The following is a 22,856-nucleotide window of genomic DNA, read 5'->3' as shown; positions in this document are numbered from 1 at the left end:
CGCAAAATGAAACCGGCTCCACGCGTGCTACGTGTGGAGCCAGTCTACTGGGAAGCCGATCGCTACTTGCTGACGTCCTCGCCGAAGTACTTCTCGGAGATCTTCGCCAGTTCGCCGTCGGCGCGCAGCTGGTCCAGCGCATCGTTGATGGCGCCCTGCAGGGCTGTCTCGTCCTTGCGCATCGCGACCGCCGAGTCGGTTTTCTCCGTGGCTTCGGCGGCGATCTTGATGCTGTCATCAGGGTGGGTCTTCTGGGCGTCCAGGAAGGTCAGCTTGTCGTTGACGGTGGCGTCCACCCGGCCCTGCTTGAGCAGGGTGACGGCCTGGGCCCAGCCCTCCACCGGTTCCACGGTGGCGCCGGCGGCCTTGGCGGTTTCGTAGTAGTTGCTGGTCAGCGACTGCGCGGTCTTCTTGCCCTTGAGCGATTCGAAGGAAGTGATGTCCGTGTTATCGCTCTTGGTGACGATCACGCCGGTGGACACCGTGTAGGGCTCGGAGAACAGGTACTTGGCTTCGCGTTCGGGGTTGACGGCGACCTGGTTGGCGATCACGTCGAAGCGTCCGGCATCCAGCCCGGCGAAGATCGCATCCCACTGGGTCTGCTGGAACTTGACCTCGACACCCATCTTCTCGCCAACCGCCTTGATGACCTCCACGTCGTAGCCGGTCAGTTCCGAGCCCTCGTTGTAGGAGAACGGGCGGTAGGTGCCTTCGGTGCCCACGGTGAGCACCCCGGATTCCTTGATCTGCTGGAGGGCGTCCTTGCCCTCGGTGCTCGTCGTGTTGTCGCCGGAAGAACCGCAGGCGCTCAGGGACAGGGCAAGGGCTGCGGCGGTGGCCAGCAGGGGAGCGATGCGTTTCACGATGACCTCACAATGATGCTAGGGAACGGATACCCGTGGTCAACGGCCGGGAGCCGCGGGGTATTCCCTGATCATAGACCTACGGCCGGTGGGGCTTCCGGGCCCGAGTCATATGGGGAAATACGAACGATCAGATACCCAGCAGCAGGGCGAGGACCATCATCAGCGGAATGGCGCAGATGGTGGTCATCAGCACGGTGTCCTTGGCGATCACGACCCCGTGTTCATAGCGCGAAGCGGTGACGAAGATGTTCTGCGCGGTGGGCAGTCCTGCCATGATGACGCAGGCGACCAGCAGCTCGCCGCGAAGGTCGAACAGGTAGTATGCCAGCACCCAGGCCAGCAGCGGCTGCAGCACCAGCTTGGCCGCCGACCCCACGAGCACGTCGGCCCTGCGGCCGGAGGCCTTCTCCAGCGGCTTGGAACCGACCAGGGAGATGCCGAAGGCCAGCAGCATGGCCGGGATCGAGGCGCCGGCGATCAGGTTGACCGGCTCGAGCACGATCTGCGGGACCTCGAACCCGGTCAACGCGACCACCAGGCCCAGCAGCGAGCCGATGATCATCGGGTTCTTCGCGGTGGCCAGGACCAAGGCGAACAAGGTGGTGCGGTGCTTGGAGGTTGTGGCGTCCAGCATCGCCAGGTTGACCGGCTGGTACAGAGCCAGCTGGAACAGGATGATGGGCGCGGCATAGGACATGTCGCCGAGCACGTACAGGGCGATGGGAAGCCCCAGATTGGCGGAGTTCACGGTGGAGGCGGCCATCGCCGCGACGATCCGCTCCGAGGCCGGGCGCTTCAGCCAGCGGGTGGTGGCCAGGTGGTAGGCGATCGCGGTGAGCACCGCGGACAGCCCGGCCACCCACAGCAGCGGACCGAGCACGGCAACGGGGTCGGATTCGGCCAAGGTCGTGAACAGCAGGGCGGGGCTGGCGACGAAGAAGGTCACGCGGTTGAGCACGTAGCGGGCCTGCGGGCCGAGCACCCCGGTGCGCCCCACCAGGTAGCCCACGGCGATGACCACCCAGATGATGGAGAAGCCTTCAAGAACCCCGGTCATGAAACTCCTCGCGCGGTGGAACAGAAAATTGCCGGGGCACCCATGGGTGCCCCGGCAATCCGTGCGAGCGGGCGACGGGAATCGAACCCGCGTATCGAGCTTGGGAAGCTAGCGCTCTACCATTGAGCTACGCCCGCATGCTCCGAGCGGCCTAATGACGGCCCGGGCGAAAAACAGCATATCGCACGATCAGGCTCCGGAAAAATCAAGGTCCCGATACGGCGCGTTTTAGGCTTCTGCGTCGGGATCCTGCTTGAGCATCTGCTCCTTGAGGATCTCCACTCCCTCGGCGGGAATCTCGAAGCTCAGCTCGTCTCCGGGGTTCACCACGAAGCCGGTGCCCTGCAGCGCACGGACGACCGTCGCGCCCTGCACCTTCACGCCGTAGCCGGCCTGGTCGATGTAGCTGGAGGGGATGCGCTCGATGGAGGTGAATACGGCGACCATCGGTGCGCCGGCCGGGTTGGTCAGCAGCAGCGGCTGGGCGTTCTTGTTCTCGCCGGTGACCTCTTCGCGGGAGAGGAAAAAGACCTCCGCGCTCATGAACGCGCCGAGCACCGAACCGGAAAGCTCCGGTTTGTTAAGCCCTGCCTGCAGCATCATTTCGAAGTGGGTTTTCGGCCGAGCTCGTTCCTTGTCCATCGGGGTTTCGATGATCATATCCGGGCGCTCGTTAGGATCTTGTCCGTCCAGCGGGGCGGAGGTGTTCTCGGTGCTCATACCCCAAGCATGTCGCGATCACCGCTGTGGCGCAAACGCCGAATAAGCCAAATCCGGTGACAAGGCCTAAACTGTATAGCGAGCACCCACCATAGATTCAAGGATTGAGCATGCCTGAATTTCGTTATGAGGATCTTCTGCCCATCGGCGAAGACACCACCCCTTATCGCAAGATTTCCACCGAAGGCGTCGAGGTTGTCGCCGGTCCCGATGGCAAGAACTTCTTGAAGGTCGCACCCGAAGCACTGGAGCTTCTGGCGGAAACCGCACTGCACGACATTTCGCACTATCTTCGTCCGGCCCACCTGCAGCAGCTGCGCAACATCCTCGACGACGAGGAAGCCAGCCCGAACGACAAGTTCGTGGCGCTGGACCTGCTGAAGAACGCCAACATCGCCGCCGGCGGCATCCTGCCGATGTGTCAGGACACCGGCACCGCGATCGTGATGGGCAAGCGCGGCCAGCGCGTGCTCACCGAGGAACAGGACGAAATCTCGCTCTCCCGCGGCATCTATGACGCCTACACTCGCCTGAACCTGCGCTACTCGCAGCTGGCGCCGATCACCACCTGGGAAGAGAAGGCCACGGGCAACAACCTGCCTGCCCAGATCGACCTGTACGCCAACACCAAGCCGGGCGCGGACACCAGCTACAAGTTCCTGTTCATGGCCAAGGGCGGCGGATCGGCCAACAAGTCCTTCCTGTACCAGGAGACCAAGGCGATCCTCAACGAGAACGCCATGCTGACCTTCCTGGACGAGAAGCTGCGCTCGCTGGGCACCGCCGCGTGCCCTCCGTACCACCTGTCCATCGTCATCGGCGGCACCAGCGCCGAGATGGCGTTGAAGACCGCCAAGTACGGTTCGGCCAAGTACCTCGACTCCCTGCCGACCGAGGGCGCCATGACCGGCCGCGGTTTCCGCGACACCGATCTGGAAGAGAAGGTCCTTGAATTGACCCGCCACTTCGGCATCGGCGCGCAGTTCGGCGGCAAGTACTTCTGCCACGACGTGCGCGTGGTGCGCCTGCCGCGCCACGGCGCCTCGCTGCCGGTGGCCATCGCCGTGTCCTGCTCGGCCGACCGCCAGATGCTGGCCAAGATCACCGAAGAGGGCCTGTTCGTCGAGCAGCTGGAAACCGATCCGGCACGCTTCATGCCGGACGAGTCCCACCCGGCCATCGCAGCCCACGACGACGAGACCTCGGGCGTCTCCGGCACCGGCGGTTCTTCGGTGGTCAAGATCGACCTGAACAAGCCGATGGACGAGATCCTGGCCGAGCTGACCAAGTTCCCGGTCAAGACCCGTTTGTCGCTGACCGGCCCACTGGTCGTGGCCCGCGACATCGCGCACGCCAAAATCAAGGAACGCCTGGACGCCGGCGAAGAAATGCCGCAGTACCTGAAGGACCACCCGGTCTACTATGCCGGCCCTGCCAAGACCCCAGAGGGGATGGCTTCGGGCTCCTTCGGTCCGACCACCGCAGGCCGCATGGACTCCTACGTGGACCAGTTCCAGGCAGCCGGCGGCTCGATGGTGATGCTGGCCAAGGGCAACCGCTCGCAGCAGGTCACCGACGCATGCGACACCCACGGCGGCTTCTACCTGGGCTCCATCGGCGGCCCGGCCGCCCGCCTGGCGCTGGACTGCATCAAGAAGGTCGACGTCATCGAGTACGAAGAGCTCGGCATGGAAGCCATCTGGAAGATCGAGGTCGAGGACTTCCCGGCCTTCATCGTCGTTGACGACAAGGGCAACGACTTCTTCGCCTCCACCATGAAGCCGACCTTCACCGGCATCCCGGTGCGCTCCAAGTAGCCCCCGATTGCGCCGCTGACCGGTGCAGACACCTGCGGTCCGCCGCCGTTCCCCGTGGGGGAGCGTCGGCGGACCGCCTGTTTAACCGCTCATTTCACAGCAGATCCACACCGGCCGGCGGCGAAGATCGCCCCGGAATGCGCAGGGCGCAGGGGTAGACTCGGAGCAACTGATACGCAGGCATCGCCTGCCGCCCGTGGTGCACCGCGCATCCGGGCACCGCTTGGAGGCAACCGCATGACTCGACTTTTTGTCGTCAATGTCCTGCTGGGGATTCCCGGCGTCATATATTTCTGGCTGCTGTATATGTACATCAGCGAAGGGGCGATGATTTCATTTGGGGCATCGACCTTCGCCCGCAACGTCGAGGGGTTCTTCTCATCGAATCTGGTGCTTGGCCCGCCGCTGGCCATCGGCGCGATTGTGTGGATCCTGGCCAACGTATACCTGGTCAACCGGCGCCAGCGCAGCGGCGCCTGCCAGAACGGCACCGGGAAGACCGCGCACTGGGTCGCCGCCTTCGGAGCGACAATGCTTCCACCGGCGTTGCTGCTCGCGGCGGCCGCGATCTTCTAACCGCTACTTGGTGAAGCCGAAGCTCCAGTCCCGGTAGGGCGGCAGGAAGCGCAGCACCATCAGGTCGTCCTCGCGCAGCACCCCGGAGCCTTCGACCTTCTGGTTGTCCTTGTCGTCGGCTGGCTCGGCAGGCGTGGACGGCTCCGAACTCGGCTCGCTGCTCGGTTCGGCGCTCAGCTTGGCCGCCGGCGCTGCCTCGGCGTCCCGCGAAGCCTCCTGCAGCATGCCGAAGTATTCCTCATAGGTCTCGGCGCCGGAGTCCTGCATGGCCTTGGCCTGCTCCTTGCCGATGTAGCGTACGTGCCACGGCTCGTACTTGTAGCCGGTGATTTCTTCCTTGCCCACCGGGTAGCGCACGATCAGCCCGTAGTCGACCGCGTGCTCGGCGATCCATTGGCCGGCCGGCGTCTGTCCGAAGGCCTCCTTCAGCTCGGCGCGGCTGTTGGTATAGCCCAGATCGGCGGCCAGGCCCAGCTGGTGCTCGCTGGTCCCCGGGCGGGCCGAGATCCGCTCCGCGTAGTCGGTGCCGTACTGCGCTTGGTACTGGTTGAACAAGGTGGCCTGGCGCTGGTAGGAGCGGAAGGCGCTGAGCACCTTGATGCTGTGGCCCGCGGCGCGGGCGTCGGCGACCAGGTCCTGAACCGCATCGGCGGCCTGCTTGCGCAGCTGGAAGGAGGTGCCTGATACGGTGACCAGGTCCTTCGGGGTGTAGTCCTCGGGGGAGAGCTTGGTGCTCGGGTTGATCAGCGCCAGCAGGCTCGAAGCAGATGTCAGCTCCGCGGCCTCGACGGCCGGAATGTCCTCGGGTGCGGCCACGGCGGCCGTTCCGGAGAGCACGAGCATTCCGGCGAGGAAGGAGCTGGTCAGGGCTGATGCCAAGCGCATGAATGAAAATCCCTCGGTCGTGCGGTGGGGACACAGCGTCCCGCTCCCAAGAATAGCCGGATTTTCTGGACAGCACATGGGAATCCGCCCACTCCAAACCCACCGGAAGCGCGAAGTGCGCCTACACATAGGTGCGCGGTATTCACCGATGCGCCGCAGACACGATAAATTTAGAGGCGTGTTGTATTCAGATGGTGATATTCGCAGAGAAATTGAGTCCGGAGAGATCGGCTTGGAGCCGTTCAATGCCGAGATGATCCAGCCCGCCTCGGTGGACGTTCGAATCGACCGGTTCTTCCGGCTCTTCGACAACCACAAGTACGCGCACATCGACCCGGCCCAGGACCAGAGCGAACTGACCCGTCTGGTCGAGGTCGATCCCGAGGAGCCTTTCATCCTGCACCCCGGGGAATTTGTGCTCGGCTCCACCTATGAAGTGGTCACCCTCGGCAACTCCATCGCCGCGCGCCTGGAGGGCAAGAGCTCGCTGGGACGCCTGGGGCTGCTGACCCACTCGACCGCAGGCTTCATCGACCCGGGCTTCTCCGGCCACGTGACCCTGGAGCTGTCGAACATGGCCACCTTGCCGATCAAGTTGTGGCCCGGCTCTAAGATCGGCCAGCTGTGCTTCTTCAAGCTGACCAGCGAAACCGAGAACCCCTACGGTTCGGGTCCCTACGGCAACCGCTACCAGGGCCAGCGCGGCCCGACCGCATCGCGCAGCCACCTGAACTTCCACCGCACCATCATCGAGAACTAGCGCCGGCGCGGCGCACTGCTCATCGTCCCGGCAGCCCGAACGGCCGCCGGGACGACGCGGTTAAGCCGCGGCGTCGCTGGCGGTCTTCTTCGGCGCGCGGATCGGGAGCAGCAGGACCAGCCCGGCCGCGAGGACCACCAAGATGCCAAGGATGCCGTAGCGCTGGGCCTGACCGGCGGCCACCAGCGGCGTGGCGATCGCGATGGCCGCGCCGAACAGCGCCGGCGCCAGGAAGGACACCGCGCGGCCGGTGGTGGCGTACAGGCCGAACATTTCGCCCTCGCGGCCGGCGGGGATCAACCGGGCCAGGTAGGAGCGGGCGGCGGCCTGGGCCGGTCCGACGAACAGGCACAGCAGCAGGCCGAAGATCCAGAAGCCGGCGGCGGCGGGGGAGAAGAACACCCCGGCCCCGGCCAGCAGCAGGCCCACCAGGGATCCGGTGATCACTGCCTTGGGGCCGATGGCGTCGTCCAGGCGCCCGCCGATGATCGCGCCGACCGCTGCCACCACGTTGCCCACGATGGCGAAGATGATGACCTCGCTCAACTCGAATCCGAAGGTGCCGGCGGCGATCACGCCGCCGAAGGTGAAGATCGCCGCCAGTCCGTCGCGGAACACCGCCGAGGAGAGCAGGAAGAAAATCAGGTTCTTGTCCTCGCGCCACAGGCTCGCGATATGCCGGAACAGCACCGCGTAGGAGCTGCGCAGCGGGATCCTGGTGCCCGACGCGGCGGGGGATTCGGGGATGACGAAGAACAGCGGCAGCGCGAACACCAGGCACCAGAGCGCGGAGAACACCGCGACCAGCCTCAGGTTCAGCGAGTTCTCGGTGGAGGCGCCGGGCCATGGGAAAACCGGTTCCACGAAGCCGAAGAGCACCAGTGCCAACGCCAGGATGCCGCCCACGTAGCCCATGCCCCAGCCGAAGCCCGAGACCTTGCCGACCGTGGCCGGGGTGGAGATCTGGTTGAGCACCGCGTTGTAGTTCACCCCGGCGAACTCGCTGGCGACCGACATCGCCGCGATGAGCAGCGCGCCGAACCACAGGAATCCGGGATCCGGGTAGACGAAGAAACCGGCGGCGCAGATGAGCACCAGCAGGACGGTGTTGACCATGATCCACAATTTGCGGCGCCCGGCGGCATCCGCGCGCATGCCGGTGACCGGCACCAGCAGGGCGATGAGCACCCCGCCGATGGCCAGCGCCTGCGAGAGCACGAGCGAGGCGTGGTCCTGGTCGCCGAATAGCTCGCTGGTCAGGTACACAGTGAACACGAAGGTGATCATCACCGCGTTGATCGCGGCCTGGCCCCAATCCCAGCTGGCCCACGCCCAGGTGTACTTGGTCAGCCATTTCTCTGCTGGTGGAATCGCCTGCGCCCGCTGATTGAAACTCATGCTCGCATAGTACCCGTTTGCGGTAATCAGCATGTGAATTCGCGGGATTCCACGGGGCGGCGGCGGGCTGCAGCGCGTTCGAGGGCTCGGGCCCGGTGGCCGCAGATTATGGCATGGAAACGCGCTGACATGAAGAAAGTCTGCGTGCAGACTGATAAAATCGCAGGTGCCGGCTATTTTTTGGTCGTCGAACTCTGCCCCATTTCCAGTCGACAGAGGAGACGCGTGCTCATCATTCTCAGTGCACTGTTTGCCACAGCACTGCTGTGCCCACTTCTTTTCCGGGTGCTGAAGCGAAACGCGTTCTACGTTGTCGCGGTGGTCCCCGCCGTGGGATTCATCTGGCTGCTCACCAAGCTGCCCGCGGTGCTGGACTCCGACCAGTCGCTGGCTTCCGGAGCCCCGAACGCCCCGCCGTCGATCAGCATCGACTGGATCCCCGGGCTGAACATCGGGCTGAACTTCCGCATGGACACCCTGTCCGCCACGATCCTGCTGCTGATCCTGGGTGTCGGCGCCCTGGTGCTGTTCTACTGCGCACGCTACTTCAAGAACGACGATCCGCAGATCGGCGGCTTCGCGGCCAAGATGGTCGCGTTCGCCGGAGCGATGACCGGCCTGGTCACAGCGGACGACGTGATCGTCATGTTCATCTTCTGGGAAATCACCAGTGTGCTGTCGTACCTGCTGATCGGCTTCAGCCAGGCCCTGATCACCGCGCGCCGCTCGGCCATGACCGCGCTGATCATCACGACCTTCGGCGGCCTGGTGATGCTCGCCGGCATCCTGATGCTCGGCGCCAGCGCCGGCAGCTACCAGCTTTCCGAGATCCTCGCGGCCTCCGGGCAGCTGGTCGAGCTCGGCGCCTCCACCGATGTGGCGGTCGCGCTGATCATCGTCGGCGCGCTGTCCAAGTCCGCGCTGGTGCCCTTCCATTTCTGGCTGCCCGGGGCCATGGCCGCGCCCACCCCGGTGTCCGCCTACCTGCACGCCGCGGCGATGGTGAAGGCCGGCGTCTACCTGATTGCGCGCCTGGCCCCCGGATTCGCCGAGACCAGACTGTGGGTGCCGATGACCGTCGGCATCGGCCTGGCCACCATGCTCATCGGCGGGTTCCGGGCGTTGAAGCAGTACGACCTGAAGCTGATCCTGGCCTTCGGTACCGTCTCCCAGCTGGGCTTCATCATCGCGATCTTCGGCCTGGGCACCCCTGACGCCGCCTTCGCGGCGCTGGCGCTGACCCTGGCCCACGGCCTGTTCAAGGCCACCTTGTTCCTGTCGGTGGGCATCATCGACCACAACACCGGTACCCGCGATATCCGCAAGCTCACCGGGCTGCGCCGCGCCATGCCGATCCTGACTACCGCCGCGGGCATCGCCGCGGCTTCCATGGCCGGGCTGCCGCTGCTGCTCGGCTTCGTGGCGAAGGAAGCTGTCTACGAGTCGGCGCTGCATCTGGACGCAGCGTGGGGCCCGTTCGCGTTGGCCGCCATGGTGCTGGGCGCCGCGCTGACCATGGCCTACTCGCTGCGTTTCTTCTTCGGCGCGTTCGGCGTGAAGAAGTACAAGGTGGACCCGCTGGTCTGCAAGCCGCCGACGCTGATCTTCCTGACCCCGCTGCTGGTGCTGAGCACCCTGACCATGGTGTTCGGGCTGTTCCCGTACCCGGTGGAGCTGCTGTCCAAGCATTGGTCCGAAGCGCAGGGCGGAGCCCCGGACATGCACCTGGCGGCCTTCGCCGGATTCAACGCGGCCCTGGGCCTGAGCGCGATCTCGGTGGGGCTGGGCCTGTTCTTCTACTGGATCCGCCGCCGCACCGACACCGGCGCACCGCTGCGCCGCATGGTCACCTCCGCCGAGGAGCTGTACCGCATGTCGGTGAACGTGCTGGACATGGCCGCAATCTGGATCACCGGCCGCACCCAGCGCGGTTCGCTGTCCTTCTACCTGGGCGTGATCCTGTCCGTGGTGCTGATCCTGCCGCTGGGCATCGCGCTGGCCGTGGAAACCCCGTGGCCGTCCAACTGGGTGGTCGCGGACCATCCGGCGCAGATCATCATCGGCGCGATCATCATCGCCGGCTGCGTCATCTCGATCGCCGCGCCCAAGCGCTTCATGGCCGTGCTGATGGTCTCGGTCACCGGCTACGGCATGGTGGCGATCTTCGCGCTGCAGGGCGCCCCGGACCTGGCGCTGACCCAGCTGCTGGTGGAGACCATCGTGCTGGTCTCCTTCGTGCTGGCGCTGCGCGCGCTGCCCAAGCGCCTGTGGGTGGGGCTGACCCGCATCAAGTGGGGCCGGGCGCTGCTGGCGATCGCGCTGGCGGTCATGGTCGTATACATCGCGATCGCGATGATGGCCTCCCGCGAACAGGCCCCGATCTCCCTGCAATGGCCGGAGCTGGCCTATTACGAGGGCTTCGGCAAGAACATCGTCAACGTGGCGCTGGTGGACATGCGCGTGTGGGACACCTTCGGTGAAATCACCGTGCTGGCCGCCGCGGCCACCGGCGTGGCCTCGCTGATCTTCGCCGGCCGCGGCTTCGGCCGGCGGGTGCGCGCCCACCAGGTGGCCCCGGGCAGCATCGACTCGGGCTCCGAAGCCATGGGCGCCACGGCGGAGAAGGAAGTGGAGCTGCGCATCGCCCGGCGCTTCGCCGTCAGCTCCAACCAGGACTGGCTGATGGCCGGCAACACGCTGGTGGCCGAGCGCCGCTCCATCATCTTCGAAGTGGTCACCCGCCTGATGTTCCACACGGTGCTGATCATGTCCGTGTACACCCTGCTGGCCGGGCACAACACCCCCGGCGGCGGCTTCGCCGGAGGCCTGATCGCGGGTCTGGCGCTGACCATCCGCTACCTGGCCGGCGGGCGCATCGAGCTGTCCGAGTCAATGCGCATCGCCCCGGGCATGCTGATCGGCGGCGGCATCGCGCTGGCCGGGCTGTCGGGCATCATGCCGCTGTTTGCCGGGGACGAAATTTTCACCACCTACGCGTGGGAGTTCTGGCTGCCGGTCTTCGGCGAGCACAAGTTCGTGACCTCCACGATCTTCGACATCGGCGTGTACCTGGTGGTGCTCGGCCTGGTGCAGGACGTGCTGCGCTCCCTGGGCAGCGAGATCGACCTGCTGTCCGAGGGCCGCAGCCCCATCGAACAACATGACCCAATCCAAGCCTCGCAGACGGGAGTCGGACGATGAGCGTGAACATCACCTTCCTGGTCATCACCGGGGTCCTGCTGGCCACCGGGTTCTATCTGGTGCTCGAACGCACCCTGACCCGCGTGCTGCTGGGCATCATGCTGCTGGGCAACGGGGTGAACCTGCTGATCCTGACCTCCGGCGGGCGCAAGGGCGCCGCGCCGTTGTTCAGGCCGGACCTGCCGGCGGACCAGTACTCCGACCCGCTGCCGCAGGCCCTGATCCTGACCGCCATCGTCATCACCTTCGCGGTAACTGCGTTCCTGCTCGCCATGATCTACCGCTCCTGGACGCTGACGAGTGCCGACGTGCTGGCCGACGACACCGAAGACATCAAGGTGTCGCAGTCCACCGCCTATGACGAGGAAGAGGATTCGCCGGTGGCCGAGGACACGACAGAATTCGTCGATGAAGAAGGCCGACCGATTCGCGAGGGGGAAGAGTGAATTTCCTGGATCTTGCTCCGCTGGCGGTGGTGCTGCCGATCTTCGGAGCCGGCGCGGCCTTCCTGGTCCGCCGCCGCATCAAGCTGCAGCGCCTGATCACCATCGGCATCCTGTGCGTGACCCTGGTGCTGGAGGCCGGCATGCTGGCCGCGGTGTGGGGCGGGGAAAGCTATGCGGTGCACATCGGCGGCTGGCAGTCGCCGTGGGGCATCTCGCTGATGGTCGACGGCTTCAGCGCGTTCATGCTGCTGATTTCCACCGTGGTGTCGCTGGCGGTGCTGTTCTACGCCACCAGCCAGGGCCTGGCCGACGGGGACGAGCCCGGGCCGGTGTCCGTGTTCCACCCGGCCTACCTGATCCTGCTGGCCGGGGTGTCCAACGCCTTCCTGGCCGCCGACCTGTTCAACCTGTATGTCGGGTTCGAGATCCTGCTGACCGCCAGCTACGTGCTGCTGACCCTGGGCGCCACGGCTGAGCGCATCCGCGCCGGCACCACCTACGTGGTGGTTTCCGTGGTTTCCTCGGTGATCTTCCTGATGGGCATCGCGATGACCTACGCGGCCACCGGCACCGTGAACATGGCCGACCTGGCCGTGAAGCTGCCGCAGCTGGACACGGGTCCGCAGCTGATCCTGCACGTGCTGCTGCTGATCGCCTTCGGCATCAAGGCCGCGGTCTTCCCGCTGTCGCTGTGGCTGCCGGACTCCTACCCGACGGCCCCGGCGCCGGTCACCGCGGTGTTCGCCGGCCTGCTGACCAAGGTGGGTGTGTACGCGATCGTGCGCACCGAGACGCTGCTGTTCCCCGGGGGCGCGGTGAACGCCGGGCTGCTGGTGGTCGCGGCGCTGACCATGGTCATCGGAATCCTCGGCGCGATCGCGCAGACCGACTTCAAGCGCATGCTTTCCTTCACGCTGACCAGCCACATCGGCTACCTGATCTTCGGGGTGGCAGTGGGCGGCGAGCTGGCCATTGCGGCGACCATCTACTACGTGGGCCACCACATCATCGTGCAGACCTCGCTGTTCATGGTGGCGGGGCTGATCGAGCGCCGGGCCGGCAGCGCGAACGTGACCCGGCTGGGCTCGCTGGCCAAGCTGTCGCCGGCGCTGTCGCTGCTGTTCTTCATCCCGGCCATCAATCTCGGGGGCATCCCGCCGTTCTCCGGCTTCCTGGGCAAGTTCGGGCTGCTGCACGCCGCCGCGCAGGACGCGGACGCGCTGACCTGGGTGGTCATCGGTGCCGGCCTGCTGACCAGCCTGTTGACGCTGCTGGCGATCATCCGCGTGTGGGCGCGCATGTTCTGGCGCCGTGCGGCGGACGCCGAGATCCCCAACCCGGACCTGGTGGACGAGGCCGCGAAGGTGGCCGACCAGACCGCCGCCGGCGGGGCGCAGGCACCGCATCTGGGCCTGAAGCTGGCCCGCGAGCTCGAATCCGCCGCGCTGCCGTGGGGCATGCGCTATGCCACCGGGTCGCTGGTGGTGGCGGGCATCGCGCTGACGGTGTTCGCCGGGCCGATCTTCGAGTTCTGCCAGCGCGTGGCGGCGCAGCTGATCGCCCATGAACCGTACATCAACGCCATCCTGAACTACTGAGCGGAGGGAAAGCATGCCGAACAAGAACCTGGCCCCGCGCGACCAGCGCATCGACGACGCGCTGGACACCGCCGGCGTCCGCCACCGCGCCACGCTCAAGCAGGAATGGCCGTTGCTGCTGTTGCTGGTTTTCGTCTGGGGAGCGCTCTGGCAGGATTTCTCCCCGGGAAACCTGATCTTCGGGGCGATCATCGCCCTGGTCATCGTCAACCTGTTCCCGCTGCCTCCGGTGGTGCTCTCCGGGCGGTTGAACCTCTGGTACTGCGTCAAGCTGTTCGTGTGGTTCCTCGGCCAGGTCATCGCCGCCAGCGTGCACGTGGCCTGGCTGGCAGTGGTGCGGGGCAAGCAGACCCGCAGCTCGGTCATCGCCGTGCCGCTGCGCACCGATTCGGACTTGATCGTGATGACCGTGGGACACGTGCTGACGCTGATACCCGGGTCCTTCGTGCTGGACGTGGACCGCAGCTCCTCGACCCTGTACCTGCACTACATCGACGTCGACTCCGCACGGGAGGTCGAGAAGGCGCGGGAGAACATCCGCGACATCGAACGCCGCCTGATCATGGCGATCGGCAGCCAGGACGAGTACGAAGCCATCAAAAACGAATGCAGTCCCAGGGTGAGAAGGAAGAAGGAGCAGCCATGATCGAAGTTGTCATCTGGATCTGCGGCAGCCTGCTGGCCTTGGGCGGCATCGCCTGCCTGATCCGCGTCGTCAAGGGCCCCTCGATCCTGGACCGGGTGCTGGCGTTGGATGTGATGCTGCTGATTATTTCCGCAGCCCTGTGCCTGGAGATGGCGCTGAACCGGCACACCGACTACCTGTTGTTCGTGGTGGCCGCCTGCACCCTCGGATTCATCGGATCGGTGACCGTCTCGCGCTACGTGTCGGATCAGAGGAATGCGTAATGGAGCTTTTCCTCGACATCCTCGTTGCGGTCCTGCTGATCCTCGGATGCCTGATGTCCCTGATCGCGGGCATCGGCCTGCTGACCTTCCCCGACATGCTCACCCGCATGCACGCGGCCACCAAACCCCAGGTGCTCGGCTTCCTGCTGATCTTCGCCGGGCTGGCCATCCACCTGCGCAACTGGACCATCGTCCCGGTGCTGATCCTGGCGTGGGCCATGCAGCTGCTGACCGCTCCGGTGTCCGCCCACATGATCGGACGTTCGGGCTACCGCACCAAGCACGCGGCCAAGGACACCCTGTTCTCCGACGAGCTGCGCCAAGTTGTGGACAAGGTGAGCTCCGGGTCGGCCACCGGCGCCATTCCGGTCGTCGACAGGCAAGACCCCGGGCCGGACGGAAAATAGCCTTCCCGCAACGAACGGCGGCGGGCCATCACCCCGCTGGGGAATGGCCCGCCGCCGTTGCGCCGGGGGTTCTACTTGGTGAACTTGGCGATGGCCTTGGTGGCGCCGCGATCGGCCAGCACCTGGATGACTGCCGCGACCACGGCTGAGAAGACGGCGAAGGTCAGCGCCTGGCGCATGGAGGCCTCGGCTGCTTCCTCGCTGCCCTTGCGCGGGGCGGTGCTGCCGGTGAAACCCTTCCAGAGCTGGTCGACCAGTTTGCTGCCGACGAAGCCCGCACCCAGGGAAATACCGGTGGCGATGAGCTTTTGTACTGTGTTCATGTGGACCTCACGTTCAACGTTGCGACTTGTCGTTCCGTTGCCAGCTTACCTGCGGTATGGTGGGTGGGCAGCAATTATTCCGACAGGGGAGCGTCAGGCCGTTCGCGGCAAAAGACGCTGAGAGTGCGATAGATCGCAGACCCTCGAACCTGCCCCGGCTAGTACCGGCGAAGGAAGTCGAGCATCTCGGATGCGGACCGGCGTCTGATGGCGCCCTTAATCCGTTCATCCCCCCTCCTGTATCAAGGAGGACATCTTATGAGTACATCCCGCACGACGCAGCGCAGCACCTGGCGCGTAGTCGACATCGTCATCGCCTCGGTGATCGCCGTCGCCTCCGGCGTGGTCTTCTGGGCCTGGTCCGCCAGCTACGGCCTGTTTTCGCTGGCCTTCACCGCCTTCCCGCCCGGCACCGCCCTGCTGACCGGCCTGTGGCTGTTCCCGGCGGTGCTCGGCGCACTGATCATCCGCAAGCCAGGCGCGGCCCTGTTCTGCGAAGTGCTGGCCGCGGTTGTCGAAGCACTGCTGGGCACGCACTGGGGCATGCCGGTGCTGATTTCCGGGCTGGTCCAGGGCCTCGGCGCCGAGCTGGTGTTCGCGCTGTTCCGCTACCGCAACTGGAACCTGCCGGTGGCGCTGCTGGCGGGTCTGGGATCGGGCCTGTTCGCCGGCCTCAGCGAAGCCTACGTGGTGGGCAGCGTGGCCGAATACACCGAGGCCATGAAGCTGTTCCACGTGGGTGCCACCGCCTTCTCCGGCCTGGTGGTCGCCGGCCTGCTGTCCTGGTGGATCACCCGGGCACTGGCCCGCACCGGCGCGCTGAGCAACCTCGCCAGCCGCCGCGCGCACCTGGAGCCGGCGTTCGCGGTGCGAAAATGAGCGCCGCCGCCAACGGGCGTACGGCCCCGTTGACCCGGCAGGGAGTGCAGATCAGCGCCCGCAGGTTCACCTGGCAGCATGCGGAGCGCGCGCGCCCGGCCATTGCCGGGCTGGACGTGCACATCCCCGCGGGGCAGAAGGTGCTTTTGCTGGGCCCGTCCGGGGCCGGCAAATCCACCCTGCTGCACGCGCTGGCCGGTGTGCTCGAAGTCGATGAGGAGGCCGGCCCGCGCGGCGAGCTGCTGGTTGGCGGGCAGGACGCGTTCGCGCGCTCCTTCCCGGTGGGCCTGATGCAGCAGGATCCCGAAACCCAGGTGGTGCAAAGCCGGGTGGGCGACGACGTCGCCTTCGGCGCCGAGAACCTGGGGGTCGAACCGCAGGAAATCCGCGCGCGGATCCCGCAGGCGCTTCAGGCAGTGGGCCTGGGGGCGCTGGGCTACGAGCACCGCACGCAGGAACTGTCAGGAGGACAGAAGCAGCGCCTGGCCTTGGCCGGGATCCTGGCCATGCGCCCCGGACTGATGCTGCTGGATGAACCGACCGCGAACATCGACCCGCAGAGCATTCCGCCGTTGCGCGACGCGGTGATCGGCGCCGTCGAATCCACCGGTGCGACGCTCATCGTGGTGGAGCACCGGCTGGAGGCCTGGGCCCGGCATGTGGACCGGGTGCTGGTGCTCGCCCCCGGAGGAGGGATCGCCCACGACCTGCACCCCGACGCGCTGGTCGGCGACGAGGAGGTCCGCGCCGAGCTGGCGCGGGCGGGGGTCTGGATCCCGGGTTATGTGCCGCAGACCTCGCCGGTGCCGCAGGCCTCCGGCGCCCCCATGCTGCACGCCGAGCAGCTGGTGTGCGCGCGCGGCGAACAGGCGGTGCGCACCGCGCCGGCCAGCTTCGAGGTCACCGCAGGCAGCGCCCTGGTGATCCGCGGTGAGAACGGGACCGGGAAGTCCACGCTCGCGCTGACCCTGGGCGGACTGCTGGAACCGGTGTCCGGCCAGTTCGCCGCCAGCGGCCAGCTGGCCGACGGGCTGCCGCCTTCGCCGTTCAGCTGGAAGGCCGGTGCGCTCATCGCGCGCATCGGCTCGGTGTTCCAGGAACCCGAACACCAGTTCGTCACCCAGACCGTGCGCGAAGAGCTGGCTTTCGCGCCGCTGCGTGCCAAGCGCGGCGCGGCCGAGGAGCTGAAGTACGACACGCGGCAGGTCGAGGCCAGGGTGGAGGAGCTGCTGGTGCGGCTTGGCCTGCAGGACCTGGCCGAGGCGAACCCGTTCACGCTCTCCGGCGGGGAGAAGCGCCGGCTGTCGGTGGCTACCGTGCTGGCCGCCTCGCCGGACGTGGTGATCCTCGATGAGCCGACCTTCGGGCAGGACGCCAATACCTGGCGCGAGCTGGCGCAGCTGCTGATTGAACAGCTCGCCGGATCCACCGCGATCATCGCGGTGACCCATGACGAGCACTTCGCCGCGGCGCTGGGGGCCCACGAGCTGGTGCTGGCACCGGCCCAGGCGGCTTCCGGAAGGTCTTCTTCGGCGCCGATGCTCGATGCACCGGTGGGGGACAGCTGGCTGGCGAAGATTAATCCGCTGGCCAAGTTCGGCGCGATCGCCGGGGCCACCTTGCCGCTGATCAGCACGGTGGACTGGGTTTCGGCCGCGGTGGTCATCGCGGCCACGCTGCTGATGCTGCCGCTGGCCGGGTTGGGGATCGGGGCGTTCTTCCGCCGCGGCTGGCCGCTGCTGGTGGCAGGTGTCCTGGCGGCCTGGGGCATTGCCCTGGTGGGCCAGGATTCCGGGCGGGTGCTGCTGGACCTGGGGATCTTCGATATCACCGAGGGCTCGGTGGCCGGCGGCATCGCCACGGGGCTGCGTGCCCTGGCCATGGCGGTTCCGATGGTGCTGCTGCTGTCCACCACGAACCCCAGCGACCTGGGCGGCGCGTTGTCGCAGCAGCTGAAGGTGCCGCACCGCTTCGTCCTCGGAGCGCTGGCCGGCATGCGTCTGCTGGGGTTGATGGTGGAGGAATTCACCACGCTGACCCTTGCACGGCGGGCCCGCGGCATCGGCAACCTAGGCACCGTGCGCCAGCGTGTAGGGGCGAAGCTCGGCCAGCTGCTGGCGCTGCTGGTGCAGGCGATCCGCCGGGCCGGGCGCCTGGCCACCACCATGGAGGCCAAGGGATTCGGCACCGGGCAGCGCACCTGGATCCGCACCGCCACGTTCACCCGGCGGGACGGCGCGGTGCTGGCCGTCGGCGTCCTGCTGGGCGCCGCGGCCATCACGGCCGCGATCTGGGCCGGAACCTACAACTTGATCTGGTAGCCGGGGCTAGCGGATCGAATCGGCCAGGGCGCTGAGCTGCGCATGCAGCTCGGCGTCCATCCGGATCGGCTTGGCATCCAGCGTGCGCACCGGGGTGAGCAGGCGGACCGAGGACACCAGCCACACGCCGTCGGCCTGGTACAGGTCCTCCGGGCGCAGCGGGCCGTAGCCCAGTTCCCAGCCGTCCTGGCGCGCGGCGTCGAAGATGGCGCTCTGGGTGGTGCCGGGCAGGATGCCGGTTTCCAGCATCGGGGTCAGCAGGCGTCGGGTGTCGCCGTCGCGCTGGGCCAGCAGCACGGTGGCGGTGGGGGCTTCGAGCACCACGCCGTCGGCGGAGGTGAAGATGACCTCGTGGGCTCCGTGCTTGCGGGCGTAGCGCAGCGCCGCCATGTTCACCGCGTAGGACAGGGTCTTGGCGCCCATCAGCAGCCACGGCGCGCGCTCGGCGAGCTTCGAATCGTAGCCGCGGTCGAGGAACAGCACATCCACTCCGGTTTCGCGCTGCTCCATGCCGATGCGCGGGGCCGGGGAGACGGTGACCCAGCACACGGCCGGGTCGTGGTCCAGTTCGCCGCGCATGGCCACGAGCTTGACCACGGCTTCCTCGGCGCCTCCGGTGGCGTCGAAGTCGGCAACGGCGGTGTCCACTGCGGCACGCCAGCTGCGTTCGTCCGGAATGGGAAGGTCGGAGGTTTCGGCCGAGATGGCCAGGCGAGCCAAGTGGGCCTCGAACTTGCGGACGGTCTGCTGGGTGTACAGCATCGACTCGAAGACCCCGTCGCCGCGGTTCACACCCTGCAAGGTGACCGGGAGCTGGGGCGCGCTGATGTCGGCAAGGCGTCCGGCGGGATAGGCCGGATCGAGGAATACAAGAGAACTCATTCTCCAAGGTTATCGAATTTCGCGCCCTGCTCGCGCGCGAAGCCCCCTGTCCACACCGCTTGGACGATATTCCAACATGCGGCAGGGGATTCGATAGGCTAGGCAAAGATGTTTTTGCCCGTCGCTGTCGGTGGCGGGCTGCGGCGCACACGCCGCGGACGCCCATGGGCGCTGACGTGAGGGGGTGCCGCGATGTGGCCGAGTAATGAAGTGATGCTGCAGATCGGTGGCGTCGTGTGGAGCATCCTGGTCGCGGCCGAACTGGCGGTCCGCTATTTCATGATCGGCATCGTCCCCGGCAACCGGCGCCCCACCACGGCGATGGCCTGGCTGCTGGCCATCTTCTTCATCCCGGTGGTCGGACTGGTGGCCTACTGGCTGTTCGCCAACCCGAGGCTTTCGCGCCGCCGGCTGGAGAAGCAGAAGCGGGCGCACGACGAGATCATGCGCGGCACGGCCCACATGCAGTTGCCCGAGGAATTCCATTCCACGGAGGAATGGGTCGAATCCGCGGTCATCCTGAACCGTAATCTGGGCGCCATGCCGTTGGAAGGCGGGAACACCGTGCAGGTGCTCTCCGACTACCGTGGTTCGCTGGAAGCCATGCGCGAGGAGATCGACAAGGCCAAGCGCTACGTGCATATCCAGTTCTACATCATGGGCGACGATCCGGATTACGTTGACCCGGTGCTGGATTCCCTGGAAGCCGCAGTGCAGCGCGGGGTCAACGTGCGACTGCTCTTCGACCATCTAGGGACGCTGCGGGTGAAAGGCTACCGCAACTTCAAGAAGCGGCTGAAAAGCTCCGGCATCAACTGGCGCCCGATGCTTCCCATCGACCTGATCGGCCGGCGTTGGCGCCGGCCGGATCTGCGCAACCACCGCAAGATCCTGGTCATCGACGGCGAGGTCGCCTTCACCGGGAGCCAGAACCTCATCGAACCCGGCTACAAGCGCGAATCAGCGCACAAGGTGGGGCGCGAATGGGTCGAGATGATGCTGCGGGTGGAAGGCCCGCTGGTGCGCAGCCTGGACGTCACCTTCGCCACCGACTGGTGGCAGGAAGACGACGGCCAGGAGGTGCTGATGGACATCACCGAGGCCAGGCACCCGCTGCCCTACGACGACCGGCCCGGCAGCACGCTGGCCCAGCTGCTGCCCAGCGGCCCGGGATTCGGCGGGGAAAATAACTTGCGCCTGTTCAACACGCTGATCTATTCGGCCTCCGAGCGGTTGATGATCACCAGCCCCTACTTCGTGCCGGACGACTCGTTGCTCTACGCCATCACCACCGCCGCCCAGCGCGGGGTGGAAGTCCACCTGTTCGTCTGCGAGGAGGGGGACCAGTTCCTGGTGCACCACGCGCAGCAGTCCTACTACCAGCAGCTGCTGGAGGCCGGGGTGCGGATCCACCGATACCCGGCGCCGATGGTGCTGCACACCAAGTGCTTCACCGTGGACAACGAGGTGGCGGTGGTCGGCTCCTCGAATATGGACATGCGCTCATTCAGCCTGAACATGGAAATCTCGGTCATGCTGCTAGGCCAGGAAATGGTCGACGCGGTGAACGCGGTGCAGAACGACTACCTGGAGATCTCCTCGGAAATCAGCCTGGCCGAATGGCGCCGCCGTCCACGCATGCAGCGCTGGATCGACAACGTGGCGCGCCTGACCGCCACCTTGCAGTAGCGCCGGGCATGGCGCGCCACTCCTTTCCGCGGGGTGTAGCCGGACAAAGCTCTGTCGCTCTGTGCCATGCGGTGTCGTGGTTCCCTCCACGAAGCAGGATTTCGCTCAGTCCACAAAAATGAGCGGTGGAACCGGCAGCGCGGTTCCACCGCTCATATTCAATACCCGTGGCAGGGCAGCTTAGCTACGCGGCAACGCACCGGGAAGCGGTGGCACCACTGGCGGCAGCTGGCGTTCAGGAGCGGCCTTCCGACGCCGGTTATCGAATTCTTCCAGTTTATCGGTGAACGGTTGCACCTCTCCGGTACATAGCGTCCCGGCGGCAGGCAGGCGCTTGGTCAGCAGGTAACGGTCCATCGCATCGGTGATACACCTTGACGTGCCGTAGGCGGTGTGGCCCCAACTGTTGCTGCTCAGAAGCCGAGAGTTGGGCATCAACTTCGAGACCTTCTGGGCCCCGGAATAATTCGTGGCCGGATCCCAGAAGTTTCCAACCACCAGCATCGGATTCACGGTCCGCTTGGTGAAGGGACCCTTATAGGTGTCTTCGTCCTTGGCCTTCCACGTGGTGCTGGCGCACGGAGCTGAACTCCACGTCCATATCTGTCCGAATCCCGGTGCACTCTTACCTGCGTTTTCCGCGTAGCGAGACCAGTTCTCGGCCTTCGACGGGTTGCGTGAGTCGGTGCACAGCACCGTCTGGTAGGCCTCGGGCCAGTTCTCATAGGGGAACGCGAAACCGGTGGCGGCAGCCTTGCCGGCAATTTCTTTCGCCGCAGTCTTTTGCTCTTCCTCGATGGCACGCAGGCTTTGGGCCAATGCCTTGTGAGCCGTCTTCATCGTGGACTTGGCCGGTGCCTTAGCCTTGCTTGTCGACTTCGGGAACGTGGTTCCCTTCGATGCGGCCCGGTCCTGGAGCGCCAGCAAGGTATAGGTCAGTTCCGGGTCTACCATGGCGGATCCCTGCGGATCGTACATGTAATTGAGCAGGACCGAGAACATTGTCGCTGCGGTGATCGAGTAATCGTACTCGGGATAATCCGGGTCGGAGAACACCAGCGGTGAACGCCGCAATTCGGCCATGATCTCGCGATAGAGCTTCTCCGGATCGCCATAGCCAGCCAACATGCAATAGTCCTGACCGGCCTTCTTACAACGGCTCAGAATCCCGCGCATGGCTTTCTCGGCGCCTTCGCCCGATTTCATGCGTTGGGTCTGCGGCGTCCACATGTTGGTGAGGGTGCCAGCCCAGGCCACGGGATCGAGTACCCCGTCGATGGCCACCGTGCGGACCTTGTCGGGGAACATGTTGGCATAGACGGTACCGAGATAACTGCCATAGGAGAAGCCCAGATAACTCAGTTGCTTGTCACCTACCATGCGGCGCAACACATCCATGTCACGGGCGACCTGGGCGGTCGACATTGAGGTGGAGAGGGGCTTGCCGGTGGTGGAGCAGGCCTTGCCGAAGGACTTGGAGGACTGTACGAAGGCACGTGTTTCCTTGGCTGTGACCGGGTAGGGGACGTTCATGCCCGCTAGCGCAGTGTCTTGGGCGCCGAAATTTTTCCAGCAACGCACGTTGTCGCTGAAGTTGGTGCCGCGCGGATCAAACCCGACGATATCGAAACGCTCAAGCACAGCGGGGGAAATGAATTCGGGGGCCATCGAGGCAAAATCTATCCCGGAACCACCCGGGCCCCCGGGGTTCACGAACAGGGTTCCAATGCGCTTGGACTGGTTTTTCGCCTTGATTCGCAATAACGCGACCTCGGTTTTGGCCCCACGTGGGTTGTCGTAGTCCAAGGGCAATTTCACCGACGTGCATTGGGCGCCTGCGGCCAGCTGTGCGCAGTTGAACCACTTCGGACGGGGTGTCGTAACCCCGTCAACGCGTTTGCGTTCGGCCTTGCTCGTCTTGTCATGTGCACTTTGTGCGGTTGTCTGCGCCGTGAACACACTCAGCGCGGCGCTTTCCTTGGTTGGCGGGGGTGCTGAATTAGCAGGAACGACGAAACCCGTTCCTGCCACGAGTCCCACCGCCATCGCCATGCCCAGGGCACGACCCCATCGTTTGTTTGTCATGTCAGTTCCTTCCCAAGTAGGTGCTCTGCATGGCATC

Annotated in this window: 20 protein-coding genes, 1 tRNA gene and 1 riboswitch; of the genes, 12 read left to right on the top strand and 9 right to left on the bottom strand. The window is 65.8% G+C overall.

Translation table 11 applies throughout. The features are described 5' to 3' along the window. Nucleotides 1–62: 62 nt before the first annotated feature. From JQN66_RS13130 to JQN66_RS13115, 4 genes are all read right to left on the bottom strand, one after another. Nucleotides 63–863: an amino acid ABC transporter substrate-binding protein gene (locus JQN66_RS13130; protein WP_188948692.1), complete on the bottom strand. Its 801-nt coding sequence runs from the start codon at nucleotides 861–863 to the stop codon at nucleotides 63–65. A gap of 130 nt (nucleotides 864–993) precedes the next feature. Next, complete coding sequence (locus JQN66_RS13125; RefSeq protein ID WP_204675449.1) at nucleotides 994–1,923, bottom strand: AEC family transporter; 930 nt, start codon at nucleotides 1,921–1,923, stop codon at nucleotides 994–996. A 66-nt stretch (nucleotides 1,924–1,989) separates the two neighbouring features. After that, a tRNA-Gly gene (locus JQN66_RS13120) sits at nucleotides 1,990–2,060 on the bottom strand. Nucleotides 2,061–2,151: 91 nt separating this feature from the next. Then, nucleotides 2,152–2,643 (bottom strand): SseB family protein, encoded by a 492-nt coding sequence (locus JQN66_RS13115; protein WP_188948694.1) that lies wholly within the window; start codon nucleotides 2,641–2,643, stop codon nucleotides 2,152–2,154. 110 nt (nucleotides 2,644–2,753) lie between these two features. Here JQN66_RS13115 and JQN66_RS13110 point away from each other — a divergent pair, with 110 nt between their 5' ends. Together JQN66_RS13110 and JQN66_RS13105 are read left to right on the top strand one after the other, a co-directional pair. After that, a complete protein-coding gene (locus tag JQN66_RS13110; RefSeq protein ID WP_204675448.1) occupies nucleotides 2,754–4,460 on the top strand; it encodes a fumarate hydratase in 1,707 nt (568 codons plus the stop codon). Between the two features lie 237 nt (nucleotides 4,461–4,697). Beyond that, the gene (locus JQN66_RS13105; protein WP_204675447.1) at nucleotides 4,698–5,036 is read left to right on the top strand and encodes a hypothetical protein; all 339 of its coding nucleotides are present in this window, start codon (nucleotides 4,698–4,700) and stop codon (nucleotides 5,034–5,036) included. Nucleotides 5,037–5,039: 3 nt separating this feature from the next. On the opposite strand, the gene JQN66_RS13100 is transcribed toward JQN66_RS13105, so the two are convergent. Continuing rightward, the gene (locus JQN66_RS13100) at nucleotides 5,040–5,921 is read right to left on the bottom strand and encodes a M15 family metallopeptidase (RefSeq protein ID WP_204675446.1); all 882 of its coding nucleotides are present in this window, start codon (nucleotides 5,919–5,921) and stop codon (nucleotides 5,040–5,042) included. A gap of 178 nt (nucleotides 5,922–6,099) precedes the next feature. On the opposite strand from JQN66_RS13100, the gene dcd reads away from it, so the two are divergent. Beyond that, nucleotides 6,100–6,681 carry a dCTP deaminase gene (dcd, locus tag JQN66_RS13095; RefSeq protein ID WP_188948698.1) on the top strand — a complete coding sequence of 194 codons (582 nt, stop codon included), beginning with the start codon at nucleotides 6,100–6,102 and terminating at the stop codon, nucleotides 6,679–6,681. Nucleotides 6,682–6,741: 60 nt separating this feature from the next. Here the strand turns inward: dcd and JQN66_RS13090 are convergent, their stop codons facing one another. Further along, nucleotides 6,742–8,079, bottom strand: a complete 1,338-nt coding sequence (locus JQN66_RS13090) for an MFS transporter (protein WP_204675445.1) — start codon at nucleotides 8,077–8,079, stop codon at nucleotides 6,742–6,744. 225 nt (nucleotides 8,080–8,304) lie between these two features. On the opposite strand from JQN66_RS13090, the gene JQN66_RS13085 reads away from it, so the two are divergent. Genes JQN66_RS13085 through mnhG form a run of 6 tightly spaced genes read left to right on the top strand, consistent with a single transcriptional unit; the run spans nucleotide 8,305 to nucleotide 14,640 of the window. Further along, nucleotides 8,305–11,280, top strand: coding sequence for a Na+/H+ antiporter subunit A (locus JQN66_RS13085; RefSeq protein WP_204675444.1), 2,976 nt, complete (start codon nucleotides 8,305–8,307; stop codon nucleotides 11,278–11,280). Further along, nucleotides 11,277–11,726 carry a Na(+)/H(+) antiporter subunit C gene (locus tag JQN66_RS13080; protein ID WP_204675443.1) on the top strand — a complete coding sequence of 150 codons (450 nt, stop codon included), beginning with the start codon at nucleotides 11,277–11,279 and terminating at the stop codon, nucleotides 11,724–11,726. The genes JQN66_RS13085 and JQN66_RS13080 overlap by 4 nt, the downstream gene beginning before the upstream one ends. After that, the gene (locus tag JQN66_RS13075; protein WP_204675442.1) at nucleotides 11,723–13,324 is read left to right on the top strand and encodes a Na+/H+ antiporter subunit D; all 1,602 of its coding nucleotides are present in this window, start codon (nucleotides 11,723–11,725) and stop codon (nucleotides 13,322–13,324) included. The genes JQN66_RS13080 and JQN66_RS13075 overlap by 4 nt, the downstream gene beginning before the upstream one ends. 13 nt (nucleotides 13,325–13,337) lie before the next feature. Next, the gene (locus tag JQN66_RS13070) at nucleotides 13,338–13,970 is read left to right on the top strand and encodes a Na+/H+ antiporter subunit E (protein WP_204675441.1); all 633 of its coding nucleotides are present in this window, start codon (nucleotides 13,338–13,340) and stop codon (nucleotides 13,968–13,970) included. Further along, the gene (locus tag JQN66_RS13065; protein ID WP_188948704.1) at nucleotides 13,967–14,233 is read left to right on the top strand and encodes an MrpF/PhaF family protein; all 267 of its coding nucleotides are present in this window, start codon (nucleotides 13,967–13,969) and stop codon (nucleotides 14,231–14,233) included. The genes JQN66_RS13070 and JQN66_RS13065 overlap by 4 nt, the downstream gene beginning before the upstream one ends. Continuing rightward, on the top strand, nucleotides 14,233–14,640 hold the full coding sequence (gene mnhG, locus JQN66_RS13060; RefSeq protein ID WP_204675440.1) for a monovalent cation/H(+) antiporter subunit G: 408 nt from the start codon (nucleotides 14,233–14,235) through the stop codon (nucleotides 14,638–14,640). The genes JQN66_RS13065 and mnhG overlap by 1 nt, the downstream gene beginning before the upstream one ends. Before the next feature lie 71 nt (nucleotides 14,641–14,711). On the opposite strand, the gene JQN66_RS13055 is transcribed toward mnhG, so the two are convergent. Next, complete coding sequence (locus JQN66_RS13055; protein WP_204675439.1) at nucleotides 14,712–14,963, bottom strand: DUF4235 domain-containing protein; 252 nt, start codon at nucleotides 14,961–14,963, stop codon at nucleotides 14,712–14,714. A gap of 74 nt (nucleotides 14,964–15,037) precedes the next feature. Beyond that, nucleotides 15,038–15,156: riboswitch (TPP riboswitch) on the top strand. 65 nt (nucleotides 15,157–15,221) lie between these two features. Here JQN66_RS13055 and JQN66_RS13050 point away from each other — a divergent pair. Continuing rightward, nucleotides 15,222–15,842 carry an ECF transporter S component gene (locus JQN66_RS13050; RefSeq protein ID WP_204675438.1) on the top strand — a complete coding sequence of 207 codons (621 nt, stop codon included), beginning with the start codon at nucleotides 15,222–15,224 and terminating at the stop codon, nucleotides 15,840–15,842. After that, a complete protein-coding gene (locus tag JQN66_RS13045) occupies nucleotides 15,839–18,163 on the top strand; it encodes an ATP-binding cassette domain-containing protein (RefSeq protein ID WP_204675437.1) in 2,325 nt (774 codons plus the stop codon). Before JQN66_RS13050 ends, JQN66_RS13045 begins: the two co-directional genes overlap by 4 nt. Before the next feature lie 6 nt (nucleotides 18,164–18,169). On the opposite strand, the gene JQN66_RS13040 is transcribed toward JQN66_RS13045, so the two are convergent. Then, nucleotides 18,170–19,045 (bottom strand): aminodeoxychorismate lyase, encoded by an 876-nt coding sequence (locus JQN66_RS13040; protein ID WP_204675436.1) that lies wholly within the window; start codon nucleotides 19,043–19,045, stop codon nucleotides 18,170–18,172. A 213-nt stretch (nucleotides 19,046–19,258) separates the two neighbouring features. Between JQN66_RS13040 and cls the strand changes: the two genes are divergently transcribed. Then, a complete protein-coding gene (gene cls / locus JQN66_RS13035; RefSeq protein ID WP_188948825.1) occupies nucleotides 19,259–20,734 on the top strand; it encodes a cardiolipin synthase in 1,476 nt (491 codons plus the stop codon). 180 nt (nucleotides 20,735–20,914) lie between these two features. On the opposite strand, the gene JQN66_RS13030 is transcribed toward cls, so the two are convergent. Continuing rightward, on the bottom strand, nucleotides 20,915–22,819 hold the full coding sequence (locus tag JQN66_RS13030; protein ID WP_204675435.1) for an alpha/beta hydrolase: 1,905 nt from the start codon (nucleotides 22,817–22,819) through the stop codon (nucleotides 20,915–20,917). Between the last annotated feature and the right edge of the window lie 37 nt (nucleotides 22,820–22,856).

Source organism: Glutamicibacter protophormiae (genome assembly GCF_016894325.1).
Classification (GTDB): domain Bacteria; phylum Actinomycetota; class Actinomycetes; order Actinomycetales; family Micrococcaceae; genus Glutamicibacter; species Glutamicibacter protophormiae.
The sequence above is the reverse complement of the archived record's forward strand: the minus strand, read 5'-3'. Positions and strand labels throughout refer to the sequence as shown.

Excerpts from the sequence above, each read along its gene's own strand:
- JQN66_RS13090 (WP_204675445.1), bottom strand. The coding sequence starts at position 8,079 with ATGAGTTTCAATCAGCGGGCGCAGGCGATTCCACCAGCAGAGAAATGG.
- JQN66_RS13105 (WP_204675447.1), top strand. The coding sequence starts at position 4,698 with ATGACTCGACTTTTTGTCGTCAATGTCCTGCTGGGGATTCCCGGCGTC.
- JQN66_RS13030 (WP_204675435.1), bottom strand. The coding sequence starts at position 22,819 with ATGACAAACAAACGATGGGGTCGTGCCCTGGGCATGGCGATGGCGGTG.
- JQN66_RS13125 (WP_204675449.1), bottom strand. The coding sequence starts at position 1,923 with ATGACCGGGGTTCTTGAAGGCTTCTCCATCATCTGGGTGGTCATCGCC.
- JQN66_RS13070 (WP_204675441.1), top strand. The coding sequence starts at position 13,338 with ATGCCGAACAAGAACCTGGCCCCGCGCGACCAGCGCATCGACGACGCG.
- JQN66_RS13100 (WP_204675446.1), bottom strand. The coding sequence starts at position 5,921 with ATGCGCTTGGCATCAGCCCTGACCAGCTCCTTCCTCGCCGGAATGCTC.
- JQN66_RS13040 (WP_204675436.1), bottom strand. The coding sequence starts at position 19,045 with ATGAGTTCTCTTGTATTCCTCGATCCGGCCTATCCCGCCGGACGCCTT.
- JQN66_RS13080 (WP_204675443.1), top strand. The coding sequence starts at position 11,277 with ATGAGCGTGAACATCACCTTCCTGGTCATCACCGGGGTCCTGCTGGCC.
- JQN66_RS13045 (WP_204675437.1), top strand. The coding sequence starts at position 15,839 with ATGAGCGCCGCCGCCAACGGGCGTACGGCCCCGTTGACCCGGCAGGGA.
- cls (WP_188948825.1), top strand. The coding sequence starts at position 19,259 with ATGCTGCAGATCGGTGGCGTCGTGTGGAGCATCCTGGTCGCGGCCGAA.
- JQN66_RS13055 (WP_204675439.1), bottom strand. The coding sequence starts at position 14,963 with ATGAACACAGTACAAAAGCTCATCGCCACCGGTATTTCCCTGGGTGCG.
- mnhG (WP_204675440.1), top strand. The coding sequence starts at position 14,233 with ATGGAGCTTTTCCTCGACATCCTCGTTGCGGTCCTGCTGATCCTCGGA.
- JQN66_RS13050 (WP_204675438.1), top strand. The coding sequence starts at position 15,222 with ATGAGTACATCCCGCACGACGCAGCGCAGCACCTGGCGCGTAGTCGAC.
- JQN66_RS13110 (WP_204675448.1), top strand. The coding sequence starts at position 2,754 with ATGCCTGAATTTCGTTATGAGGATCTTCTGCCCATCGGCGAAGACACC.
- JQN66_RS13065 (WP_188948704.1), top strand. The coding sequence starts at position 13,967 with ATGATCGAAGTTGTCATCTGGATCTGCGGCAGCCTGCTGGCCTTGGGC.
- JQN66_RS13115 (WP_188948694.1), bottom strand. The coding sequence starts at position 2,643 with ATGAGCACCGAGAACACCTCCGCCCCGCTGGACGGACAAGATCCTAAC.